Below are 19,129 nucleotides of genomic sequence, written 5' to 3'. Positions count from 1 at the left end.
CTGTATTAAGTAAGTAATAGAAAATGAAAACTTCTTAGCTTTTTTCTTCTTTATTGAAATAAACTAAGTAGTAATACATTTGTTTTTCTTCATCCCAGCCTTTTTCAACAAATTTTTCTGCACTTTCAGGGTTGATAAAATCCATTTTAATCTGAATATGAGTGTCCAGATTAATTACGTTTTTAATCGATTTTCTAGCGTCAGAAACTGCTGCATTGGCAATAGGGAATGAGGTTACATCTTCGATGCTGTATTTTTCTCCTTTATCCACTTTATAGTTTTTGAATTCAGGAATTAATTCAGGATTGTCTAGTACTTCATTCAAGAAATTCTGCTCCTCAAACTGATCATTTTTAGCGAAATAATTCACAGATCGGTTCATAAACATTACTTCCTCTTTCTTGTCTTCTGCTGGCAAAACCACGTCTTTTGCGAAGTTTTGACAGAATTTTAAATATTTTTTAGTGATGAAATTTTCATCTTCAAAAGCGTCTACAGATAAAAAGTGCTCTAACCAGTAACGAGCATCATAACGGTTGCTGTCTACAGTTAAGATTTTATATCCTTCTTCTTTTTTAAAGTTAAAAATTAAACATCCTTTGTCTAATTTATTAAGGTTGATTCCTTGTTGTAAGATCATTTCAAGATTACTTTCTTTTTCTTCAAATTGTAAAAAGTCAGCTTGCAACTCGCTTTTGAAAATTCCGATAGCATCAACTACATTATTGTCAATACTTAGATTGGTTAAATAAGTAACATAAACCTCTCCGTTTTTAATATGCGGATGATTTGACTGCTCGTACAAATGCTTTGTGATATTTTTAGAAACCTCATGCACATTGGCAGGATTAGTAAAAATCTCAGTTGCATATTTAAACATGTCGTTGTAGTCCAAGTCCACTTCGTGTGCAAACTGATAATAGTTTTCTTCTTTTTCTCTAAAAGGCTTAAAAAAGAATTCTTTTATCAAAGGAACAATTTCGTCATTAAGATTAAATGGCTGCTCTGATAAAAAAATAGCTTCGTTACGGCTTTTATTTCCTACGCGATGTATAGAAAGCGTATCGATGTGGGTGTTGAATAGGTTGATCATTTTTTTGAGTTGCTGAGATTCTAAGTTTCTAAGATTCTAAGTTTTTTTAGTTACTGTCTTTTAATTTTCTGATTAATGACGCTAACATTCTTTCAATCTCTCGACTATCCTCATATAAAAGGTTAAATTCTTCTTCGTTTATATAAATAATATTTTTTGCAATTTCGAGTTGAGTCTGCATCTCAAATATGGAACCAAGAGAGATATATAAAAATCGTAAAAAATCTTTAGTGGTTTCTCTACCTGATCCTTCCGCAATATTGCTCGGAATTGAAACTGAACTTCGACGTATCTGTGAAGTTAATCCAAACATTTCTTCTTTTGGAAATGTACGTGTTGCTTTGTAAATTTTGGTAACTAAGGACATTGACTTTTGCCAAACTAAGATTTTTCTAAAATGACTCATTTTCTTATTTTTAAATTAATTTTAAAAATAAGAAAAATCCCTCAAATTTAAAAACTTAGAATCTTAGCGTCTCAGTATCTTAGCAACTCACGTCAGTTCCAATTCTCCTCAAATCCATAATCTTCGAAGCTATCATCCCCTTCGAACATATCAAGATCATCTTCGTCTAAGTCGTCTTCAAATTCTCCGTAGATGTCGTTGTGCATATCATCGGCTTCGAAGTTTTTTTCGATAGCGTCTGAAGGCATTTCTCCATGAGAAAATAACGTTTCAGGATAAGTTGCTCCTACAGCTTCATCTTCAACAGCAGCCAATTCTACTAAGAAAGTCCACATACTGATGAAATCGTAAACGTAGATAATTTTTGTGTTTTCTTTATCTAAGATACTAGATAACGGATAATCGTTCATGGTTCTTATTTCTCCAGGAACATCTCCTGTATCAAAAAGCGGAATTTCATCTTCTTGATTCCAAGTATCATCGCAAGTATAAAATGAAGCCACTTCTGAGCCGTCAAAGCCAAAAGCGTTGAAGATTGCATTGTGTAAATCCTCAAGAGTATCTTCCTCAAGAATAGCAATGTCTCTAAAAATATCTTCTTCGGCGTCTAGAATTACTCTAAATTTATAAACCATAATCTTTGTTTTTATTGAGAGGTCAAAGGTAAAATATAAAAAACGAAATACGAATTGTGAATTGAGATTTGTTGAAAAGATTTTAATCTTTTGATTTACTGTTGTTTATTTAGCTGGTGCTCCTGCAAGGTTTTCAAAACCTTGTAGGTATAATTTTAATACCATTACAAACTCACAAGGTTTTGAAAACCTTGCAGGAATAGGGATTAGAATTACTTCCCAGTGAATCTCTTTCGAATTTTATGATAATGTTTGTGATAAGTGCTATGACTCGGATAACTTCTACTTGACGTCATATTGTTGAAAATCAAAGCGGTTACAAATAATATAAGTACGCCAACCAATACTGGTGAAATTACATACATATAACCTAAACCTTTTATTTGTGCAGAACCTGTAACGGCAATTAAGGCCGTTGCGCCTCCTGGCGGATGGAGTGTTTTGGTAATCTGCATAAAAATAATAGAAAGCGAAACTGCCAATGGAGCAGAAATCCAAACAATATCTGGAACAAGTTTATTTATGGTAACCCCTATAAAAGCTGAAATTAAGTGTCCTCCAATTAAATTTCTTGGCTGTGAAAAAGGACTCTGAATAATTCCGTAAACCAAAACGCTGGATGCTCCAAAAGAACCAATCAAATATACAACATCACTTCCTGAAAAATGAGATGCTTCTAAATAAGCCAAAATTCCAATTCCAACAAAAGATCCTAAAAACGACCAAAAATGTTCTTTGTAATCAATTAAAGTTTCTTTATAAAGAATATAACGTGTTTTGCGATAGCTTCTTTTTAATTTTTGAGTTGGCATAATTTGATATTCAATTGTGGTATTATTAGCCACGAATTCACGAATTTTTTACGCAAAACATATTAGAGAAATTAGTGAATTTGTGGCGAAAAAAATTATTTCGTCAAGCTTGGAGCGTAACTGTATACGGTATATGGATAAATTGTTTTTGCTGTATATTTTGAAATTAAACAAACTGCCAAAATTGGTAAAAACAAAGTATAATCATTTGTTAAACCGCATACCAAAAAGATGGCTGTAAATGGAGCGTGGATGCTTGCGCTTAAAACTGCGGCCATTCCGATAATCATAAAGTTTACTGGAATCACATTTACATGAAAGAAGCTGTTTAAGATAGAAGCTAATAACAATCCTAAAAAAGCACCGATAAACAAACTTGGCGCAAAAACACCTCCGTCGCCTCCTGATGCCAGTGTAATTGAAGTTACAATTGGTTTTAAGATCAATATTGCAATAAAAGTTAGTGCTAAAGTTATGGTTAACGGAAGCTGACTTGAACTGCCGAAAATCCCTTTGATTGCATGATATCCTTCTCCATATAATTGAGGAAAAAAGAATAACGAAATACTTAAAACAGCTGAACCAATAATGATTTTATAATAATGGGTATCGATTTTTCCGAATTGTGATTTGATGAATAAAACACATTTAGTCAAATAAACCGAATTCATACCTGCTAAAATTCCCAAAAGAATAAAGTACGGAATCGCTTTTAAGTGCCAAGTTGTAACAGATACGGCAAATAAAGGTTCTTCTTTTAAAATGGTCAATAAACCAAATGCAATCGAAACTGCAATTACATTTGAGATAATAAAGGCACGAGTCACTTTTCTGGAAATTACTTCAAAAGCAAATAAAATTCCCGCAATCGGACTGCTGAAAAGTGCTGTAACTCCCGCAGCAACTCCCGCACAAATTAATTCGGTTTTGTATTGACGGAAAACATTTTCTTTTTCATGCGCAACAGAACCAATTGTTGCTGTAGCTACTACTGTCGAAACTTCGATTCCTGTTGAACCTCCGAAAATAACAGTTAATAAACCATTTATAAAGTGAGATGGAATTTTATAAGAGGGAAGATTTTTTTTAGTCTGTGTACTTTCAAAAACTTCTTTAATTCCTTTATTTTCTTTTTTCTTGAAAAGATACTGTCTCAGAAAATAAATTACAGATAATCCAAAAACTGGAAAAATAATGTAGAATACTGGATGAACCGATACCTCGTGAAAGAAGATTTCTTCGTAATATTCGGTTATTTTTTTTAGTGAAATTCCGAGAAAGGCTGAAAGAAAGCCAATTAAAATAGAAACAATAACTAATTTTCGGAATTTAATGAATTGATGATTTTTTTTGATTTGCGCCGTTTTGTTCATCAGAAGTAAATTTGAAATCGCACTTTTTTTATGCGGATCACAAAATTAAGCATCAAATTCGGTTTTTTATAGGAAATCTTTAATTTAGTGTGTTAAAATGAATATAAACAGGAAAATTCTCTCAGTGTAAGATTTTGCCACGAAGGCGCTAAGGCACTAAGTTTTTCAAGTTTTTTTCTACGGCGAATTGAATTGCCTCCAGCTTTAGCTGGAGGTATAAAATTTGAAATGTAAAAGGCTTTAGCCAAACATCCAAATTGTTTGGCTAAAGCCTTGTTAGTATAATTCTTGTGATCATCCAGCTAAAGCTGGACGCAATTCAATTTTAAATATTTAAAAAATAAAAAAACTTAGTGCCTTAGAGCCTTCGTGGCAAAAAACTTACCTCTCATAAAACTCAATCGGAAGTAAATCAGGATCAGCAATAAAAGTGAAGCGTTTTTCAGTTGTTTCATCAATTCTAATGGGTTCTGATTCTATATTTTTGGAAGTTAAAAAAGCAATGGTTTCTTCCAGATTGATCACTTCAAAAGCCAAATGGCGCAATCCAACAGCTTCTGGTCTTGAAGGTCTTTTTGGCGGATCTGGAAACGAGAATAATTCAACCACATAAGAACCATTTAAAGCCAAATCTAATTTATAAGACTGACGTTCTTCGCGATAAATTTCTCTAATAATAGTAAGACCCAAAATCTGAGTGTAGAAATATTTCGATTTTTCGTAGTCGGAACATAAAATGGCGATATGATGAACTTTGTTGAGAGTAAGCATTATGATTTGGATTCAGGTTCTTGATTTAATTTTCGAATAACTTTAGCTGGATTTCCAACAGCAAGCGAATTGTCCGGAATATCTTTTGTTACAACAGAGCCAGCTCCAATAACACAGCCTTTTCCAATTGTAACGCCAGGGCAGATAACCGAATTGCCGCCAATCCAACAATCGTCTCCAATTGTAACCGGATAAGCATTTTCTAATGTTTTTCTTAATTCAGCGTCAAGAGGATGCGAAGCAGTATAAATTTGAACATTGGGAGCAATAAATACATTAGATCCAATAGTTACAGGTGCACAGTCCAGAACAACACAATTTACATTAAAATAAACGTTGTCTCCACAGAAAATATTATAACCGTAATCACAATGAAACGGAGGTTCAATATATAAACCGGCTCCGGCGTTTGGAATTAATTCTTTTAAAATTTCTTTTGCTTTTTTGGTAACTCTGTATTCTTTTACATTTAAGCTGTGCAAAAGATTTTTGGCTGTTCGACGGCCTTTTACTAATTCCGGATCAAAGGCATTATAATATTCGCCAGAGATCATTTTTTCTTTTTCTGTTTTCATTATTGAATGTTATTCTTTTCGAGAATTTGATCTAAAGAGTCACTTCCCCAACCTGTATTCATATTTTTGTTCTGTTTTCTTGTTTCTAGTATTCTTTTATTGATATCATTATCTTTAAAAGAAATTAAAGTTTGTACAATTTGGGTATAAACATAAGTATTGTCTTCTTTTCCTAATCTTTTAAAAAGTGGCTCAATGAAAATAGGGTCTTTTAATTCAAAAACTTTTTTGCAATATATTTCAAATTCAATAACCTTAGCTTCCGAAATTTTGTTTGTAATTATCTCATAAGCTAAATCCTTATCGTTTATTAAAATAAAATTTAAGATTGTTTCATCTAAATTTTCACCAAAGATATTTTCATTACTAATTATAGAAAGTGGAGTTTGGTTCTCAACTATATAATTTGGTTTTAACTTTTTTTTACTTAGTAGATAAGTTTTCGATGAATCTATTTTTAAAAGATATTTGAAACCATCCAGCGTGAGAACATTTTCCTCTTCCCAAATTTTCCAAAGTAAATTATCATAAAGAGTGAATTTGTTCAATATGATTGCATCATAAACAAAGTTTATATGATATTTTTTTATGTTTGGATTTTTAACTTTTGTAAATGTGTAGCTTAATAATTCTAAAGCTTTAGGACTTTTAAAAGCTGCAATTGCAATATATAATTCTCTCCATTCATTATCATAGTGTGTGTCGTTAAGGCTGGAATTAAGATTATCTTCTAAAAATTCTTGAAACCTTAAGTCTGGAAAATTTTGTATTGCTTTATAGGTATAGAAATTGCCAGCATCATCGTCTTTATTATTTAAAATAAGTTCAATATCTTTTTCATTTTTATATTTGGCGAGAGTTACTAAAGCACTTTGATTATTAAATTTAGTTACTAATTCTCTAACTTTTGGATATAATAATTCAGTTGTTTCCGCTTCTTCAATAGCACGAAATCTTGAATCAAGATTATTTTCTTTATAAATTAAAAGACTGTCTAATGTTTTTAGTTCTTTTTTATTCAGTTTTTTAACTTCATCATCAACATAACTTGGAGTAACAAGATTTATAAAAAAATCACCTACTTTTTCTACAGATGCTGTACATCCAAATTGAGTTTCTATTGCGGAGTCATCCTTTATATGATCTTTTACAATTGGAAATAAATCGATTTCTTTATAATCTAATAAAGCCCAGAAAGAATAACATCTCACAACTCCATTAGTATGATTTGTCAGGGTTATTAATTCCTCTTTTGAAGCATTTTTTTTTAATTCTTCGAAGTTGTCATATTGTTTGGGCCTCATTCCAGAAGCATATACTGCAGAGCCCATCAAAATATTGACTTTTTCTATTTTTAGTACAATTTGGCTTGTCTTTTTTCTAATTTTAGATTTATTAGAATCAATTTTCGCGTAGCAATTTGTGCCTAAAATAAAAATGATAAGATATAATGCAAAAATCGAAATTCTAAAAACTGATTTATTCATAAAAATTAAATAGAGTGAATTCGTTTACATTTTCGTCTTGGCAATTTTATCGTGCATTTTAGGAACTTCCTGCAATGCAGCAGAGCAATACCAAGGCGTTAGTTCGGCTTCGAGTAAATTGGCTTTTATGGCGGGATCTGTTTCTACAAGTTTTTTTGCTTCTTCTACAGTCTCTACATTAAAAATATAAATACCACGATAATTTCTGTCGTTTTTCATAAAAGGGCCGGCAACAGCTAGTTTTCCTTCTTTAGCCAGTTTGTTGATATTAGCCATATGACCTTCAAACAATTTTTTGGTTTCTTCTTTCGATACAGTTGTATTGCTTCCTGATTTTAGCAAACAGAAAACATATTTTTTCATTCCATACTCATCAGCATTTAAGGATTTTGCCAGTTTTTCATCATATTTGATTTCAGTTTCCTGTGCAAAGCCGATTGTATTTAGCAATAAAAAAGTGAATAAAAAGAAAGTGTTTTTCATATTTTTTGAGTCTAAATGAAATATATCAAAACTAAGTTACTTAGTTATTTAATAATTTTTTCAAAATAACAATCTGCCCCAAATGATACACGTCATGCTGAATAATACCATGAATGTGTTCGTAATATGTGTGACCATTATTAACGTATATTTTGGCTAGATCTTCATCGTCAAAACTTTCAAAAAAAGTGTTCCATGATTCCTGTGATTTTGCCAGTGTCTGCAGCGATTGTTCCCAAGCCACTTCAGAAGGATCTAAAACAGGTACAAAATAATTATGATCCGGTGTTACAATAACTTCACCCTGCATGCGCTCTAAAATGTTTCTTCTCCATTGTATCAAATGATTTACAATTTCCCAAATCGTGTTTAGATTTGGATTTGCTTTTTTATAAGCTTGTTCTGCCGTTACATTTTTTAAGGTATTAGCCAGATTAACTTCCAGCCAAGGATTTCCATTATAAATGGATTGATATAGATTCGAAATTCGTTTACTTTCTGACATATATGATGATTTTGGAATTCCTAGCTAAGATACAAATTAGATAATTACAACTCATCCTCGAAAATCTACAATTGGGTTATTATATATTTTTTAACAGGAATTGTTAAAATACATTTGCTTCATCAAAAAACAAAAATGATATGAAAACCAAATTATTTTTTACAATTAGCTTTTTACTTTTTACAGCTTTATTTTTTGCTCAAAATACAATTTCTGGGAAAGTAGTCGATCAAAAAGGAAAACCAGTTGCCGGTGCAAATATTTATATTGACGGAACTTATGATGGAGCAACAAGTTCTGAAACTGGGGAATTTTCTTTTGAAACTACTGCTCAGGGAAATCAATTTATAGTAGCGAGTTTTTTACTTTTCGAAACTTATAAGAAAGAAATCGATGTTGCCAATTTTAAAGATCAAACCATAAAATTAAGAGAAAACATGAATGCTCTTGATGCAGTTGTCATTACAGCCGGAACTTTGGAATCTGGTGAAAAAGCGAGAATTTCCGTTTTAAAACCTTTAGATATTCTTACAACGGCAGGTTCGAATGGAAATATTGTTGCGACATTGCAGACCTTGCCAGGAACACAAACTGTTGGTGAAGACGGGCGTTTGTTTGTTCGTGGAGGTGAAGCAAGTGAAACGCAGACTTTTGTTGACGGAATTCGTGTAGCACAGCCTTATGGAGCAACAACTAATAATTTACCAACTCGAAGCCGTTTTTCTCCAATGTTATTCAGCGGTATGGCTTTTTCTACTGGAGGTTATTCAGCAGAATATGGTGAAGCGTTGTCTAGTGTTTTACTTTTAAATACTACTGACGAAGAAGACCATGACAAAACAGATATTGGATTCATGACGGTTGGTTTGAGTGTTGGAAATACACAGAAATGGAATAAAAGTTCTTTGACTGTTAATATGGCTTACATCAATCTGGCGCCATATCAGGCTGTTATTCCTCAGAATGTGGATTGGAATAATCCGTATCAATCACTTGGCGGAGAAACCGTTTACAGATATAAATTCACAAACGGAACCTTTAAATTGTATGCTTCTTATGATTCAGAAAAATTCGATTTAAATCAGAAAAACATCAATTTCGAAAATCCGATTCGAACAGATATGAACAACAATAACTTTTATTTGAATTCATCTTATAAAGGAACGATCGGAACCGGTTGGCAGTTGACTTCAGGAATCAGTTACGGTTACAGTAAAAATAAATTGAAATATGATATTACTGATATTGACAGCGATGAAAATGCAGCTCAGTTAAAATTAAAACTATCAAAAAAAGTTTCTAACTACTTCAAATTATCTTTTGGTACAGATTATTTCATTACAAAATACGACCAAAATTTTGATGACAACGTTTCTATCAGTGGTGCAAACGGATACGACTCTAATATTTTTGCTAGTTATGCTGAAGGTGATATTGCGTTTTCTAAAAGTCTCGCTTTAAAAGTTGGTTTGAGATATTCAAATAATAGTTTGTTAAACGAAAACAATATTGCGCCAAGAGCTTCTTTAGGATTTAAAGCTTCAAAATACAGTCAGTTTTCATTTGCTTACGGAGATTTTACTCAAACGCCTGTCGTTGATTATATTAAATATTCCAAATATCATCAGTTTGAAAGCGAAAAAGCAAGACACTATATTTTCAACTATACATTTACAAGACCTGGACAATTGCTTAGAACAGAGTTATATTACAAAGATTATAGCAATTTAGTTCAGTACGACACACAAGATATTCAATACAATTCGGTTTTCAATAATAACGGTTCAGGTTATGCAAAAGGTTTCGATTTGCTTTGGAGAGACAGCAATTTGTATAAAAACTTAGAATATTGGATTTCTTATTCTTATATCGATTCAGAAAGACAATACAAAAATTTCCCAACGATGGCAACTCCAAGTTTTATTGCAAATCATAGTTTGTCGGTTGTAACGAAATATTTTATTACAGACTGGAAATCACAAGTAGGATTTACAAATAGTTTCAGTTCAGGACGTCCATATAATGATCCAAACCAAACGCAATTCATGGGCGGAAAAACAAAATCATACAATAGTTTGAGTTTTAACTGGGCTTATTTATTGACAACACAAAAAATCCTTTATTTCTCAGTTTCGAATATTTTAGGAACTCAGAATGTTTTTGGATACGATTATGCTAAAACACCAGACGTAAGCGGTGTTTACCAGAGACAAGCCGTAGTACCAACAGCAGATCGATTTTTCTTCGTAGGCTTCTTCTGGACAATCAGTCAGAATAAAAATGAGAATCAGTTGAAAAACTTGTAGTTCGTGGTATAGATGCTAAGTTGCTAAGATTCTTAGATACTAAGAAAAAAACTTAGAAGCTCAGCATCTCAGAAACTCAGAATCTTAAAAAGAAACAATTCATCATCAAAAATCAACAACTCGGTATCATTTAATTTTAAAACAGTAAAATCCGATATACTTTTGAAGTATAAATTAAAAGGGACAAAGAAACAAAGTGACAAAGGCTCAAAGTTTTTTAAATGGTAATAATAAGAGAATCAAAACTTTGTCACTTTGTAACTCTGAACCTTTGCAACTAAAAAAAAAGTTTTAATCATCAACAAAAAAACTCAGAATCTCAGAACCTTAGTAACTTAGAAACTTTAAAAAAAAGAAATCATGACCAAAATTATCACAGTTATTACATTATTTATCTGCAGTTTATTATCTGCACAGACACAATTTGAACAAGGAATGAATAAAGCTTTCGGGCTTTGGAAAGAAGGTAAAAATGCAGAAGCTTCTGCAATGTTTGAAAGAATAGCTGCGGCAGAAAAAACAAGCTGGCTTCCTAATTATTATGTAGGTTTAGTAAACACATTATCAGTTTTTACAGAAAAAGATAAAACCAAAATAGAGTTATTGTTAGTAAAAGCTCAAGATGCTGTAGATGCAGAAATGTTAAAAGATCAAAGTAATTCAGAATTATATGTTTTACAAGCTTTGATCTATACGGGATATGTGGTAGCAGATCCAATGACAAACGGAATGAAATATTCCGGAAAAGTGATGGAAGCTTACGCGAAAGCAAAAGCGTTGGATCCAAACAACCCAAGAGCTGTTTTTGGTGAAGCAGATTATCAATTGGGAGGTGCAAAATGGACAGGTGTTGATACAAAACCTTTGTGCGCACAAGTTAATAAAGCTATCGAACTTTTTGGTACATTTAAACCAGAAACGCCTTTTTCTCCAAAATGGGGATTGGAAAGAGCTTTGGAAGTTCAAAAAACTTGTAAATAATAAAATTAATTAAAGCTGATTTAGAATGAAAGACCGTGAACTCTTATTTACTGATTTGAAAAGTGGAACAATAACATGTTTCAAGATTTCTATGGTCTTTGCAGTAATTTTCACAGCTTTTTTAGGAGACGATTTAAATGTTCGAAATGTTCTTGTCACTTTTTTTGTAAGCTGTCTGTATTCTTTTGGAATAGGTATGGGTAACGGATTCCTGAACGTACTTCTTGATAAAAAATGGGATTGGAAAGAACATACTAATACGAGAGTATATTATGGAATTCTGGTTACGGTTCTATACACTGTTCCTGTAGTTTTAGCGATCAACTATTTTATTTTTGTTGTCTTGCAAAACCAGAGTTTAGATGTGTTTTTTGGGCCGAGAATGATATGGGTACATCTCTTTTATATCATTCTTTCTTTAGGTGTTTCGACTTTTATGCAGGCTAGAAGTTTTATGATAAAATGGAAACAAGCTTCTAAATTCGAACTGACACAGCAAAAAATTATTGCAGGAACGGCAAATGCACAATTTGAAAGTTTAAAAAATCAGATAGATCCGCATTTTCTCTTTAATAGTTTGAACGTTTTAAGTTCTTTGATCGAAGAAAATCCAGATAATGCGCAACGTTTTACCACTTCTTTATCTAAAATCTATCGATATGTTTTAGAACAGAAAGATAAAGAACTGGTTTCGGTTGAAGACGAATTATCATTCGCAAAAACGTATATGAATCTGTTGAAAATGCGTTTTGAAAATAGTTTGTTTTATGAACTGCCATCAGAAAGCATCAGTCCAGAAGCAAAAGTAGTACCGCTTTCGCTGCAGCTTCTGCTCGAAAATACGGTGAAACATAATGTGGTAAGTGAACAAAAACCGCTTCACATTAGAATATTTATTGAAAAGGATTATTTAGTAATTCAAAATGATCTTCAGAAAAAAGAAGTACTGCAGGACAGACGGGGTGTTGGACTGCAGAATATTGTAAATCGATACGGAATTATTACCGACAGAAAAGTGATTGTAGAGCAAGACGAAAACAATTTTACGGTTAGAATTCCAATTTTAACAAAACAAATTGCAGCTATGGAAGCAAATGCAGATTTTAATGACGAAGCAAAAGCTTATTACAGAGCCAAAAAAAGGGTAGAGGAATTGAAAGGATTTTATGCCAATGTGATTTCTTATTGTTGCGTGATTCCGCTCTTAGTTTTTATAAATTTAAGGTTTTCACCTGGATTTCAATGGTTTTGGTTCTCTGCTCTAGGATGGGGATTTGGAGTTACGATGCACGCTTTTAAAGTGTTTGGTTACAGCTCCGATTGGGAAGAAAGAAAGATTAGAGAGATTATGGAAAGAGACAACAAACAAAAAACTTGGAAATAATCATGGAAAAAGATTTTACAGAAGCAGATCGTTATTACGATGCTCAGAAAAAAGTAAAAGAAATTAGAGAGTTTTATGAGCATCTTACAGTTTATGTACTGGTAAATCCAATTGTAATTTTCGTTAATTTAATGACTTCACCTGGATATTTATGGTTTTTATGGTGTTTGATGGGCTGGGGAATGGCAATTATTTTACATGGATTGAAAGTTTTTAGTCTCCCGCCTTTCTTCAATAAAAAATGGGAAGAAAGAAAGATTAGGGAAATCATGGAAAAAGAAAAGAATAGAAAAACTTGGGAATAATTATGGAAGCTAATTTCAATTCAGATCAGGAACAGCAGGAACTACAGCAGTTGGCCAGTAAAAAAGTTTTGAAGCTAAAATCATTTTATAGTCATACCGTTGTTTATATTATTGGTTTAACCGTTTTTCTGCTAAAAGAATATACAGAACTGCCTTTGAATTTTTTCCCAATACGGTATTTTAACTGTTTTGTGATGATTTTATGGTCAGCAATATATATAGGTTCGGCAATTGATGTGTTTACCTCTTTCAAAATTTTTGATGAGGAATGGGAAGCGAGAAAAGTAAAAAGTATTTTAGATAAAAGAGAAAGAAAACAAAAATGGGAGTAATCATGGAAATGAATTTAAACGAAGAGGATAGATACCTTCAGGCAAGAAAAAAAGTTGAAAATATAAAAGGCTTTTATGGCAATCTAGTTGCTTTTGTATTAGTGAATGCAATTTTGATTTTTATAAATTTATATACATCACCGCAATATTTATGGTTTTTCTGGCCATTATTATGGTGGGGAGTAGGAGTAGTTTTTCATGGACTAAAGGTTTTTGAAGTTTTTCCAGGAATGGGTAAAGAATGGGAAGAGAGAAAAATCAAAGAATTCATGGAAAAGGAAAAACAAAATAAAAACAAGTGGAAATAATTATTTTTAAATAACAGCATTATGGGACGTTTTAGAAGAGATATGTATGAAGAATATGCAGGACAAAATTCTGGCGAATTTAGCACAGACGAAAATTACAATGCAGCCTACAAAAAAGTAAAAAAGATAAAAGGATTTTATTCGCATTTAAAAGTTTACATAATTGTAAATATCATTATTATTGCATCAAGTTTAAGCAGAAGTCATTCAAATTTAGAGATTGATTTCAGTGGTTTAACACAATGGCATACTTATTCAACAGCTTTCTTTTGGGGAATCGGTTTAGTGGCGCACGGATTGTCTGTCTTTAGTTCAGAATGGTTTTTTGGTTCTGACTGGGAACATAGAAAAATTCAAAAATATATGGATAAAGAAGCTTCAAATAAAAATAAATGGGAGTAACTTTGAACTAATATTTTTTCAAATTTTAGAAGTAAATGATCACATTAATTATAGAAGACGAAAAACCAGCTGCAAGATTGCTGCAAAGAAAACTTGAAAAGTTAGAGGTAAAAGTAGAAACGATGCTTCATTCTGTTGAAGAATCTATTGAATGGTTTGAAAATAACCAGCATCCCGATTTGATTTTTTTGGATATTCAATTATCAGATGGTTTGTCGTTTGAAATTTTTGAAAAAATAGATATCAAAAGTGCTATCATTTTTACAACTGCCTATGATGAATATGCACTAAAAGCTTTTAAATTAAACAGCATCGATTATCTATTAAAACCAATAGATGAAGATGATCTCGAAACGGCAGTTTCAAAATTTAAAACCCGAATGCCGAAAGCAGCAGAAACTTCAAATCTGCAATTAGACTTTGAGCAGATTCGTCAAATGCTTTCCAATCCTTTTGAGAAAACGTATAAAAAGAGATTTACCGTTAAAATTGGACAGCATTTAAAAGTTATTACTACAGAAGAAATCGAATGTTTTTTCAGTGAAAACAAAGGAACTTATATTCATACCTACGAAAATCGAGATTATTTGATCGATTCGACTTTAGAGATTCTAGAACAAGAGCTGGACAAAAAGGAATTCTTTCGCGTAAGCAGAAAATTTATTGTGCCGCTAAAAGCAATCAAAGAAATTCAGGTTTATACGAATTCACGTTTAAAAGTGATTTTGCCAAGTTACAAAGATGATGAGGTAGTTGTAAGCCGTGAAAAAGTACAGGATTTTAAAGCTTGGCTGGGATAATTTTAAGATTTGTCGTTCCTACGGAACTTTATTAGAAAGCGCAAATTCATTTCAACGGATTGAAATCCGTTGCTACAATATATTTTCATTCTTACGGGATTTTCTATTTTTTAAGTTAAACTTGTTTATTTAAGAGAGCCATAGGCTCGATACATTTTGTAGAGCCGGATTTTAATCCGGTTAAAATAATACATCCCTAATATTGAGAACCGTAGGTTCGAATCATATAAATTAGTTTAATATTCGTAAACACAAAAAAAGAGCTGAAGAAAATTTTCAGCTCTTTTTTGTATGATTTAAAAACATTATTTACTCAATCTATGCAATGTAAATGTCATCGCACTTAAAAGGAAAAAAGCCATAATCTGGTGAATTAATCCCAATGCTAAAGGCACACTGTATAATAAAGTGAAAACGCCCAATAAAAACTGAATAAAAACAAAAACTACTAAAGTGTTAATTCCGTTTGACTGTGTTCTTGTAAGCGTATATTTTTTGCTTTTAAAGAAAAGAAACAAAATTGCGGCTACCACAACATAAGCAAAAGTTCTGTGTACAAACTGAACCCCGCTTTTTCCTTCAATTAAATTCTTTACCAAAGAAGACTGCTCAATAAAAACGGATTCATGAATAAATTCTCCATCACTCATCAAAGGCCAGTGATTGTGAATTAATCCGGCATTTAATCCTGCCACAAATCCACCGTAAATAATTTGGATTAATAAAGCTACTAAAGCATAACGCGCAATGGTGCGAAGCGGTAATATTTTATTGATGTTTCTTTCAGGATAAATCAAGTCCAAAGCCACCCAAAGCGTGTAAGCGAAAGTGATAAAAGCAAAAGTTAAGTGTAGTGAAAGTCTAAAGTGACTTACATCTGGATTATCGATTAATCCGCTGCGAACCATAAACCAGCCCAAAAATCCTTGGAAACCTCCCATTGCCAAAAGAACAATACACTTTTTGATAGTTGGAGTATCTAATTTCTTTTTGGCTAAAAAGTAAACAAAAGGAACAAAGAAAACCAATCCAATAATACGACCGATGAATCGGTGAAACCATTCCCAGAAATAAATGAATTTATAATCAGCTAATTGAAAATCGTTGTGAATATTGATTTTTTGATATTCAGGAAACTTTTTATACTCGTCAAAAGCGGCCTGCCATTTGGCATCTGTCAAAGGAGGGAAGGTATCGGTTACCAAATGCCAGTCGGTCATCGATAAACCTGAATTAGTTAAGCGGGTAATTCCGCCCACAACAACCATTAAAAATAATAAAACACAACCCGATAGTAACCAAATGATTACTGATTTATTCTCTTTTTTCATTTTATTAAATAATACTTATTTCTCAACTTTTTTTAAGCCTAATTTTGCCGCTCTTTTGATTACAAAATCATAAGCTGCCTGATATTCATTCGGAATATCGCCTTCTAAAATGGCTTCTTTTACTGCTTCTTTTAAAACTCCAATTTCTCTTGAAGGTTTCAAATCAAATATTTCCATAATTTCTTCACCAGTAATTGGCGGTTGAAAATTACGTACATGATCACGTTCTTCTACTTCTACAATTTTCTTGCGGACGATTTCAAAGTTTTTATGATATTTCTTGAATTTCGAAGGATTTTTGGTTGTGATATCAGCTTCGCATAAAGTCATTAAATTTTCAACATCTTCGCCGGCATCAAAAACCAAACGGCGAACCGCGCTGTCAGTCACAATATCCTGCGCCAAAACAATCGGACGCGAGCTCATAATGACCATTTTCTGCACAAATTTCATTTTGTGATTTAAGGGCATATGTAAACGCTCAAAGATTTTCTTCGCCATTTTTCCGCCTAGAAATTCATGTCCATGAAAAGTCCAACCTTGTTTTTTAGTGAAACGTTTGGTTGGTGCTTTTCCAATATCATGCAATAAAGCAGACCAGCGCAACCAAACATCATCTGTGTTTGGGCAAATGTTGTCGACAACTTCAAGCGTATGATAAAAGTTGTTTTTATGCGTATGACCTTCAATTTCTTCCACCTGATTTAAGGCTGTTAATTCAGGTAAGATTAAATCTAAAAGTCCGGTTTTATATAAAAGTAAAAATCCAGTTGAAGGTTTCGTTGTAGAAAGAATTTTGTTTAATTCATCCACAATTCTTTCGCCAGAAATAATTTTGATGCGATCAGCATTTTTTGTGATGGCATTCAATGAATTTTCTTCAATTTCGAAATTCAGCTGTGTTGCAAAACGAATCGCACGAAGCATTCGCAAAGGATCATCAGAATAGGTAATATCTGGATCCAATGGCGTTTTGATTGTTTTATTTTCTAAATCGGTTAAACCGTTAAAAGGGTCTAAAAGATCTCCAAAATTATTTTTGTTTAATGATAAAGCCAAAGCGTTGATGGTAAAATCACGACGGTTTTGATCATCTTGTAAAGTTCCGTTTTCCACAATTGGATTTCGGCTGTCTCGGGTATAAGATTCTTTTCGTGCACCGACAAATTCAATATCGGTATCTTCAAAACGAAGCATTGCTGTTCCGTATGTTTTAAAAACCTGAACTTTGGGTTTGTTCGGAAGTAAATCTGAAACTTTAAGTGCCAATTCGATACCGCTTCCAACTGCCACAACGTCGATATCTTTTTTGGAACCTCGATTTAAAAGCAAATCACGAACGAAACCCCCTATGACATAAGAGTCAACATTTAATTCCTGAGAAGCTTTCGAAATAACATCGAAGATTTTGTTTTGTAAAGCAGTTTTATAGTTTGTTTGTATAGCCACGAATTCAATTTTTGAATAAAAGTGCATTTTAAATTTAAGTAGAAATAAAATGCATGCAAATTTACAACATAGAAAATGCCTATTATAATCTACAGCCCACTTTTTTGAACAATTTCACATTTTGAAGCATCAATTTTTATGAATCGAGAAAGAGCTGCCACGAATTTCACGAATTTGCACGAATTTTTTTCTGCCACAGATTAAAAAGATTTGCACAGATTTTTTTAATCCTTTAAATCCTGTAATCTGTGGCAAAAAAAATATAAGAATTTACGCAAAACAATAATTTGTGTAATTTGTGGTTAAAAAAACATTTATACAACAATAAAACAAATCAATTACGATAATCAATTTTTAAAATTGCAATTTGTATTTTTGAATCATAGAAAAAAGCACACATGAAAATTGTTATATCTCCAGCGAAATCATTGAATTTCGAAAAAGAATTACCAACATCTCAATATACAGAACCTTCATTCTTAAAAGAAGCCAGAGTGGTTCATAAAGTAGTAAAACAAAAAAAGCCTTCTGAATTATCAGAACTAATGTCAATCTCAGACAAACTAGCCGATTTAAACTGGAAACGTAATCAGGATTGGAAAACGCCTTTTACTCCAGAAAATGCACGTCCGGCAGTATATACTTTTGATGGCGATGTGTATACAGGTTTAAATGCATATTCGATTCCGTTAGAAAAATTAGATGCTCTTCAGGATAAATTGAGAATTTTATCTGGACTTTATGGTCTTTTAAAACCTTTAGATTTAATGCAGGCCTATCGTCTGGAAATGGGAACAAAAATGCCTGTCGGCGAATCTAAAAACCTGCACGAATTTTGGAAACCAACAGTAACAAAAGCTTTAAACAAAGAATTGAAAAAAGACGAACTATTCGTGAATTTAGCGAGTAACGAATATTTTTCTGCAGTTGATGTAAAAGCTCTAAAAGTTTCTGTAATTACTCCTGACTTTAAAGATTACAAAGATGGAAAACTAAAAATGATCAGTTTTTTTGCCAAAAAAGCGAGAGGGATGATGGTTCGTTATATCATTGATACCAACGCAGAAACAATTGATGATTTAAAAGGATTTAATTACGAAGGATATCAGTTCGATGCCAATCTTTCAAAAGGAAACCATTTGGTTTTTACAAGATAATTTTTTTTTAGATGCTAAGGTTCTAAGATGCTAAGATTCTAAGTTTTTTAACCGCAAAGACACAAAGATTTACGCAAAGTTCGCAAAGTTTTTATCACAAAGCTTTGCGAACTTTGCGTTTTTTACGCTTTTCAAAAATAAAATTCTTTGCGCTCTTTGCGGTTAAAAAAAAGCTTCCAAAAAAACAAACGCCGAATTCATCATTTAGAATTCGGCGTTTCTGTGTATTATAAA

21 protein-coding genes are annotated in these 19,129 nt (G+C 32.3%); 9 read left to right on the top strand and 12 right to left on the bottom strand.

Going from position 1 to position 19,129, the window contains the following annotated elements:
• Positions 1 to 34 precede the first annotated feature (34 nt).
• From P2W65_RS24640 to P2W65_RS24595, 10 genes are all read right to left on the bottom strand, one after another.
• Positions 35 to 1,093: a nucleoid-associated protein gene (locus P2W65_RS24640; RefSeq protein WP_289662343.1), complete on the bottom strand. Its 1,059-nt coding sequence runs from the start codon at positions 1,091 to 1,093 to the stop codon at positions 35 to 37.
• A 46-nt stretch (positions 1,094 to 1,139) separates the two neighbouring features.
• Positions 1,140 to 1,499, bottom strand: coding sequence for a four helix bundle protein (locus P2W65_RS24635; RefSeq protein ID WP_289662341.1), 360 nt, complete (start codon positions 1,497 to 1,499; stop codon positions 1,140 to 1,142).
• Between the two features lie 92 nt (positions 1,500 to 1,591).
• On the bottom strand, positions 1,592 to 2,134 hold the full coding sequence (locus P2W65_RS24630) for an IS1096 element passenger TnpR family protein (protein ID WP_179002283.1): 543 nt from the start codon (positions 2,132 to 2,134) through the stop codon (positions 1,592 to 1,594).
• Between the two features lie 212 nt (positions 2,135 to 2,346).
• Complete coding sequence (locus tag P2W65_RS24625; protein WP_289666220.1) at positions 2,347 to 2,946, bottom strand: HPP family protein; 600 nt, start codon at positions 2,944 to 2,946, stop codon at positions 2,347 to 2,349.
• 95 nt (positions 2,947 to 3,041) lie between these two features.
• Positions 3,042 to 4,319, bottom strand: a complete 1,278-nt coding sequence (locus tag P2W65_RS24620; RefSeq protein ID WP_289662340.1) for a chloride channel protein — start codon at positions 4,317 to 4,319, stop codon at positions 3,042 to 3,044.
• Between the two features lie 381 nt (positions 4,320 to 4,700).
• Positions 4,701 to 5,090, bottom strand: coding sequence for an SMU1112c/YaeR family gloxylase I-like metalloprotein (gene gloA2 / locus P2W65_RS24615; protein ID WP_289662338.1), 390 nt, complete (start codon positions 5,088 to 5,090; stop codon positions 4,701 to 4,703).
• Positions 5,090 to 5,665: a sugar O-acetyltransferase gene (locus P2W65_RS24610; protein ID WP_289662337.1), complete on the bottom strand. Its 576-nt coding sequence runs from the start codon at positions 5,663 to 5,665 to the stop codon at positions 5,090 to 5,092. The genes gloA2 and P2W65_RS24610 overlap by 1 nt, the downstream gene beginning before the upstream one ends.
• Positions 5,665 to 7,152: a hypothetical protein gene (locus P2W65_RS24605; RefSeq protein WP_289662336.1), complete on the bottom strand. Its 1,488-nt coding sequence runs from the start codon at positions 7,150 to 7,152 to the stop codon at positions 5,665 to 5,667. The genes P2W65_RS24610 and P2W65_RS24605 overlap by 1 nt, the downstream gene beginning before the upstream one ends.
• A gap of 24 nt (positions 7,153 to 7,176) precedes the next feature.
• A complete protein-coding gene (locus tag P2W65_RS24600) occupies positions 7,177 to 7,635 on the bottom strand; it encodes a YciI family protein (protein WP_289662335.1) in 459 nt (152 codons plus the stop codon).
• A gap of 40 nt (positions 7,636 to 7,675) precedes the next feature.
• Positions 7,676 to 8,140, bottom strand: coding sequence for a DinB family protein (locus P2W65_RS24595; RefSeq protein ID WP_289662334.1), 465 nt, complete (start codon positions 8,138 to 8,140; stop codon positions 7,676 to 7,678).
• A 140-nt stretch (positions 8,141 to 8,280) separates the two neighbouring features.
• On the opposite strand from P2W65_RS24595, the gene P2W65_RS24590 reads away from it, so the two are divergent.
• The 8 genes from P2W65_RS24590 to P2W65_RS24555 all read left to right on the top strand — a co-directional run bounded on the left by P2W65_RS24590 (position 8,281) and on the right by P2W65_RS24555 (position 14,958).
• Positions 8,281 to 10,446 (top strand): TonB-dependent receptor, encoded by a 2,166-nt coding sequence (locus tag P2W65_RS24590; protein WP_289662333.1) that lies wholly within the window; start codon positions 8,281 to 8,283, stop codon positions 10,444 to 10,446.
• A 360-nt stretch (positions 10,447 to 10,806) separates the two neighbouring features.
• Positions 10,807 to 11,427 (top strand): hypothetical protein, encoded by a 621-nt coding sequence (locus P2W65_RS24585; RefSeq protein WP_179002276.1) that lies wholly within the window; start codon positions 10,807 to 10,809, stop codon positions 11,425 to 11,427.
• A gap of 25 nt (positions 11,428 to 11,452) precedes the next feature.
• The gene (locus P2W65_RS24580; RefSeq protein ID WP_289662330.1) at positions 11,453 to 12,811 is read left to right on the top strand and encodes a histidine kinase; all 1,359 of its coding nucleotides are present in this window, start codon (positions 11,453 to 11,455) and stop codon (positions 12,809 to 12,811) included.
• 2 nt (positions 12,812 to 12,813) lie between these two features.
• Positions 12,814 to 13,116 carry a 2TM domain-containing protein gene (locus P2W65_RS24575; RefSeq protein WP_289662328.1) on the top strand — a complete coding sequence of 101 codons (303 nt, stop codon included), beginning with the start codon at positions 12,814 to 12,816 and terminating at the stop codon, positions 13,114 to 13,116.
• Positions 13,117 to 13,118: 2 nt separating this feature from the next.
• Positions 13,119 to 13,448 (top strand): 2TM domain-containing protein, encoded by a 330-nt coding sequence (locus tag P2W65_RS24570; protein ID WP_289662327.1) that lies wholly within the window; start codon positions 13,119 to 13,121, stop codon positions 13,446 to 13,448.
• A gap of 2 nt (positions 13,449 to 13,450) precedes the next feature.
• A complete protein-coding gene (locus tag P2W65_RS24565; protein ID WP_289662326.1) occupies positions 13,451 to 13,756 on the top strand; it encodes a 2TM domain-containing protein in 306 nt (101 codons plus the stop codon).
• Between the two features lie 21 nt (positions 13,757 to 13,777).
• Complete coding sequence (locus P2W65_RS24560; protein WP_289662325.1) at positions 13,778 to 14,158, top strand: 2TM domain-containing protein; 381 nt, start codon at positions 13,778 to 13,780, stop codon at positions 14,156 to 14,158.
• 35 nt (positions 14,159 to 14,193) lie between these two features.
• The gene (locus P2W65_RS24555; protein WP_289662323.1) at positions 14,194 to 14,958 is read left to right on the top strand and encodes a LytR/AlgR family response regulator transcription factor; all 765 of its coding nucleotides are present in this window, start codon (positions 14,194 to 14,196) and stop codon (positions 14,956 to 14,958) included.
• Between the two features lie 305 nt (positions 14,959 to 15,263).
• On the opposite strand, the gene P2W65_RS24550 is transcribed toward P2W65_RS24555, so the two are convergent.
• A complete protein-coding gene (locus P2W65_RS24550; protein WP_179002270.1) occupies positions 15,264 to 16,289 on the bottom strand; it encodes a COX15/CtaA family protein in 1,026 nt (341 codons plus the stop codon).
• A gap of 15 nt (positions 16,290 to 16,304) precedes the next feature.
• A complete protein-coding gene (locus P2W65_RS24545) occupies positions 16,305 to 17,765 on the bottom strand; it encodes a CCA tRNA nucleotidyltransferase (RefSeq protein ID WP_289662319.1) in 1,461 nt (486 codons plus the stop codon).
• Positions 17,766 to 18,136: 371 nt separating this feature from the next.
• Here P2W65_RS24545 and yaaA point away from each other — a divergent pair, with 371 nt between their 5' ends.
• Complete coding sequence (gene yaaA, locus P2W65_RS24540; protein WP_289662317.1) at positions 18,137 to 18,895, top strand: peroxide stress protein YaaA; 759 nt, start codon at positions 18,137 to 18,139, stop codon at positions 18,893 to 18,895.
• Positions 18,896 to 19,129: the final 234 nt, after the last annotated feature.

Origin of the sequence: Flavobacterium panacagri, from assembly GCF_030378165.1 — a bacterium.
GTDB lineage: Bacteria > Bacteroidota > Bacteroidia > Flavobacteriales > Flavobacteriaceae > Flavobacterium > Flavobacterium panacagri.
The sequence above is the reverse complement of the archived record's forward strand: the minus strand, read 5'-3'. Positions and strand labels throughout refer to the sequence as shown.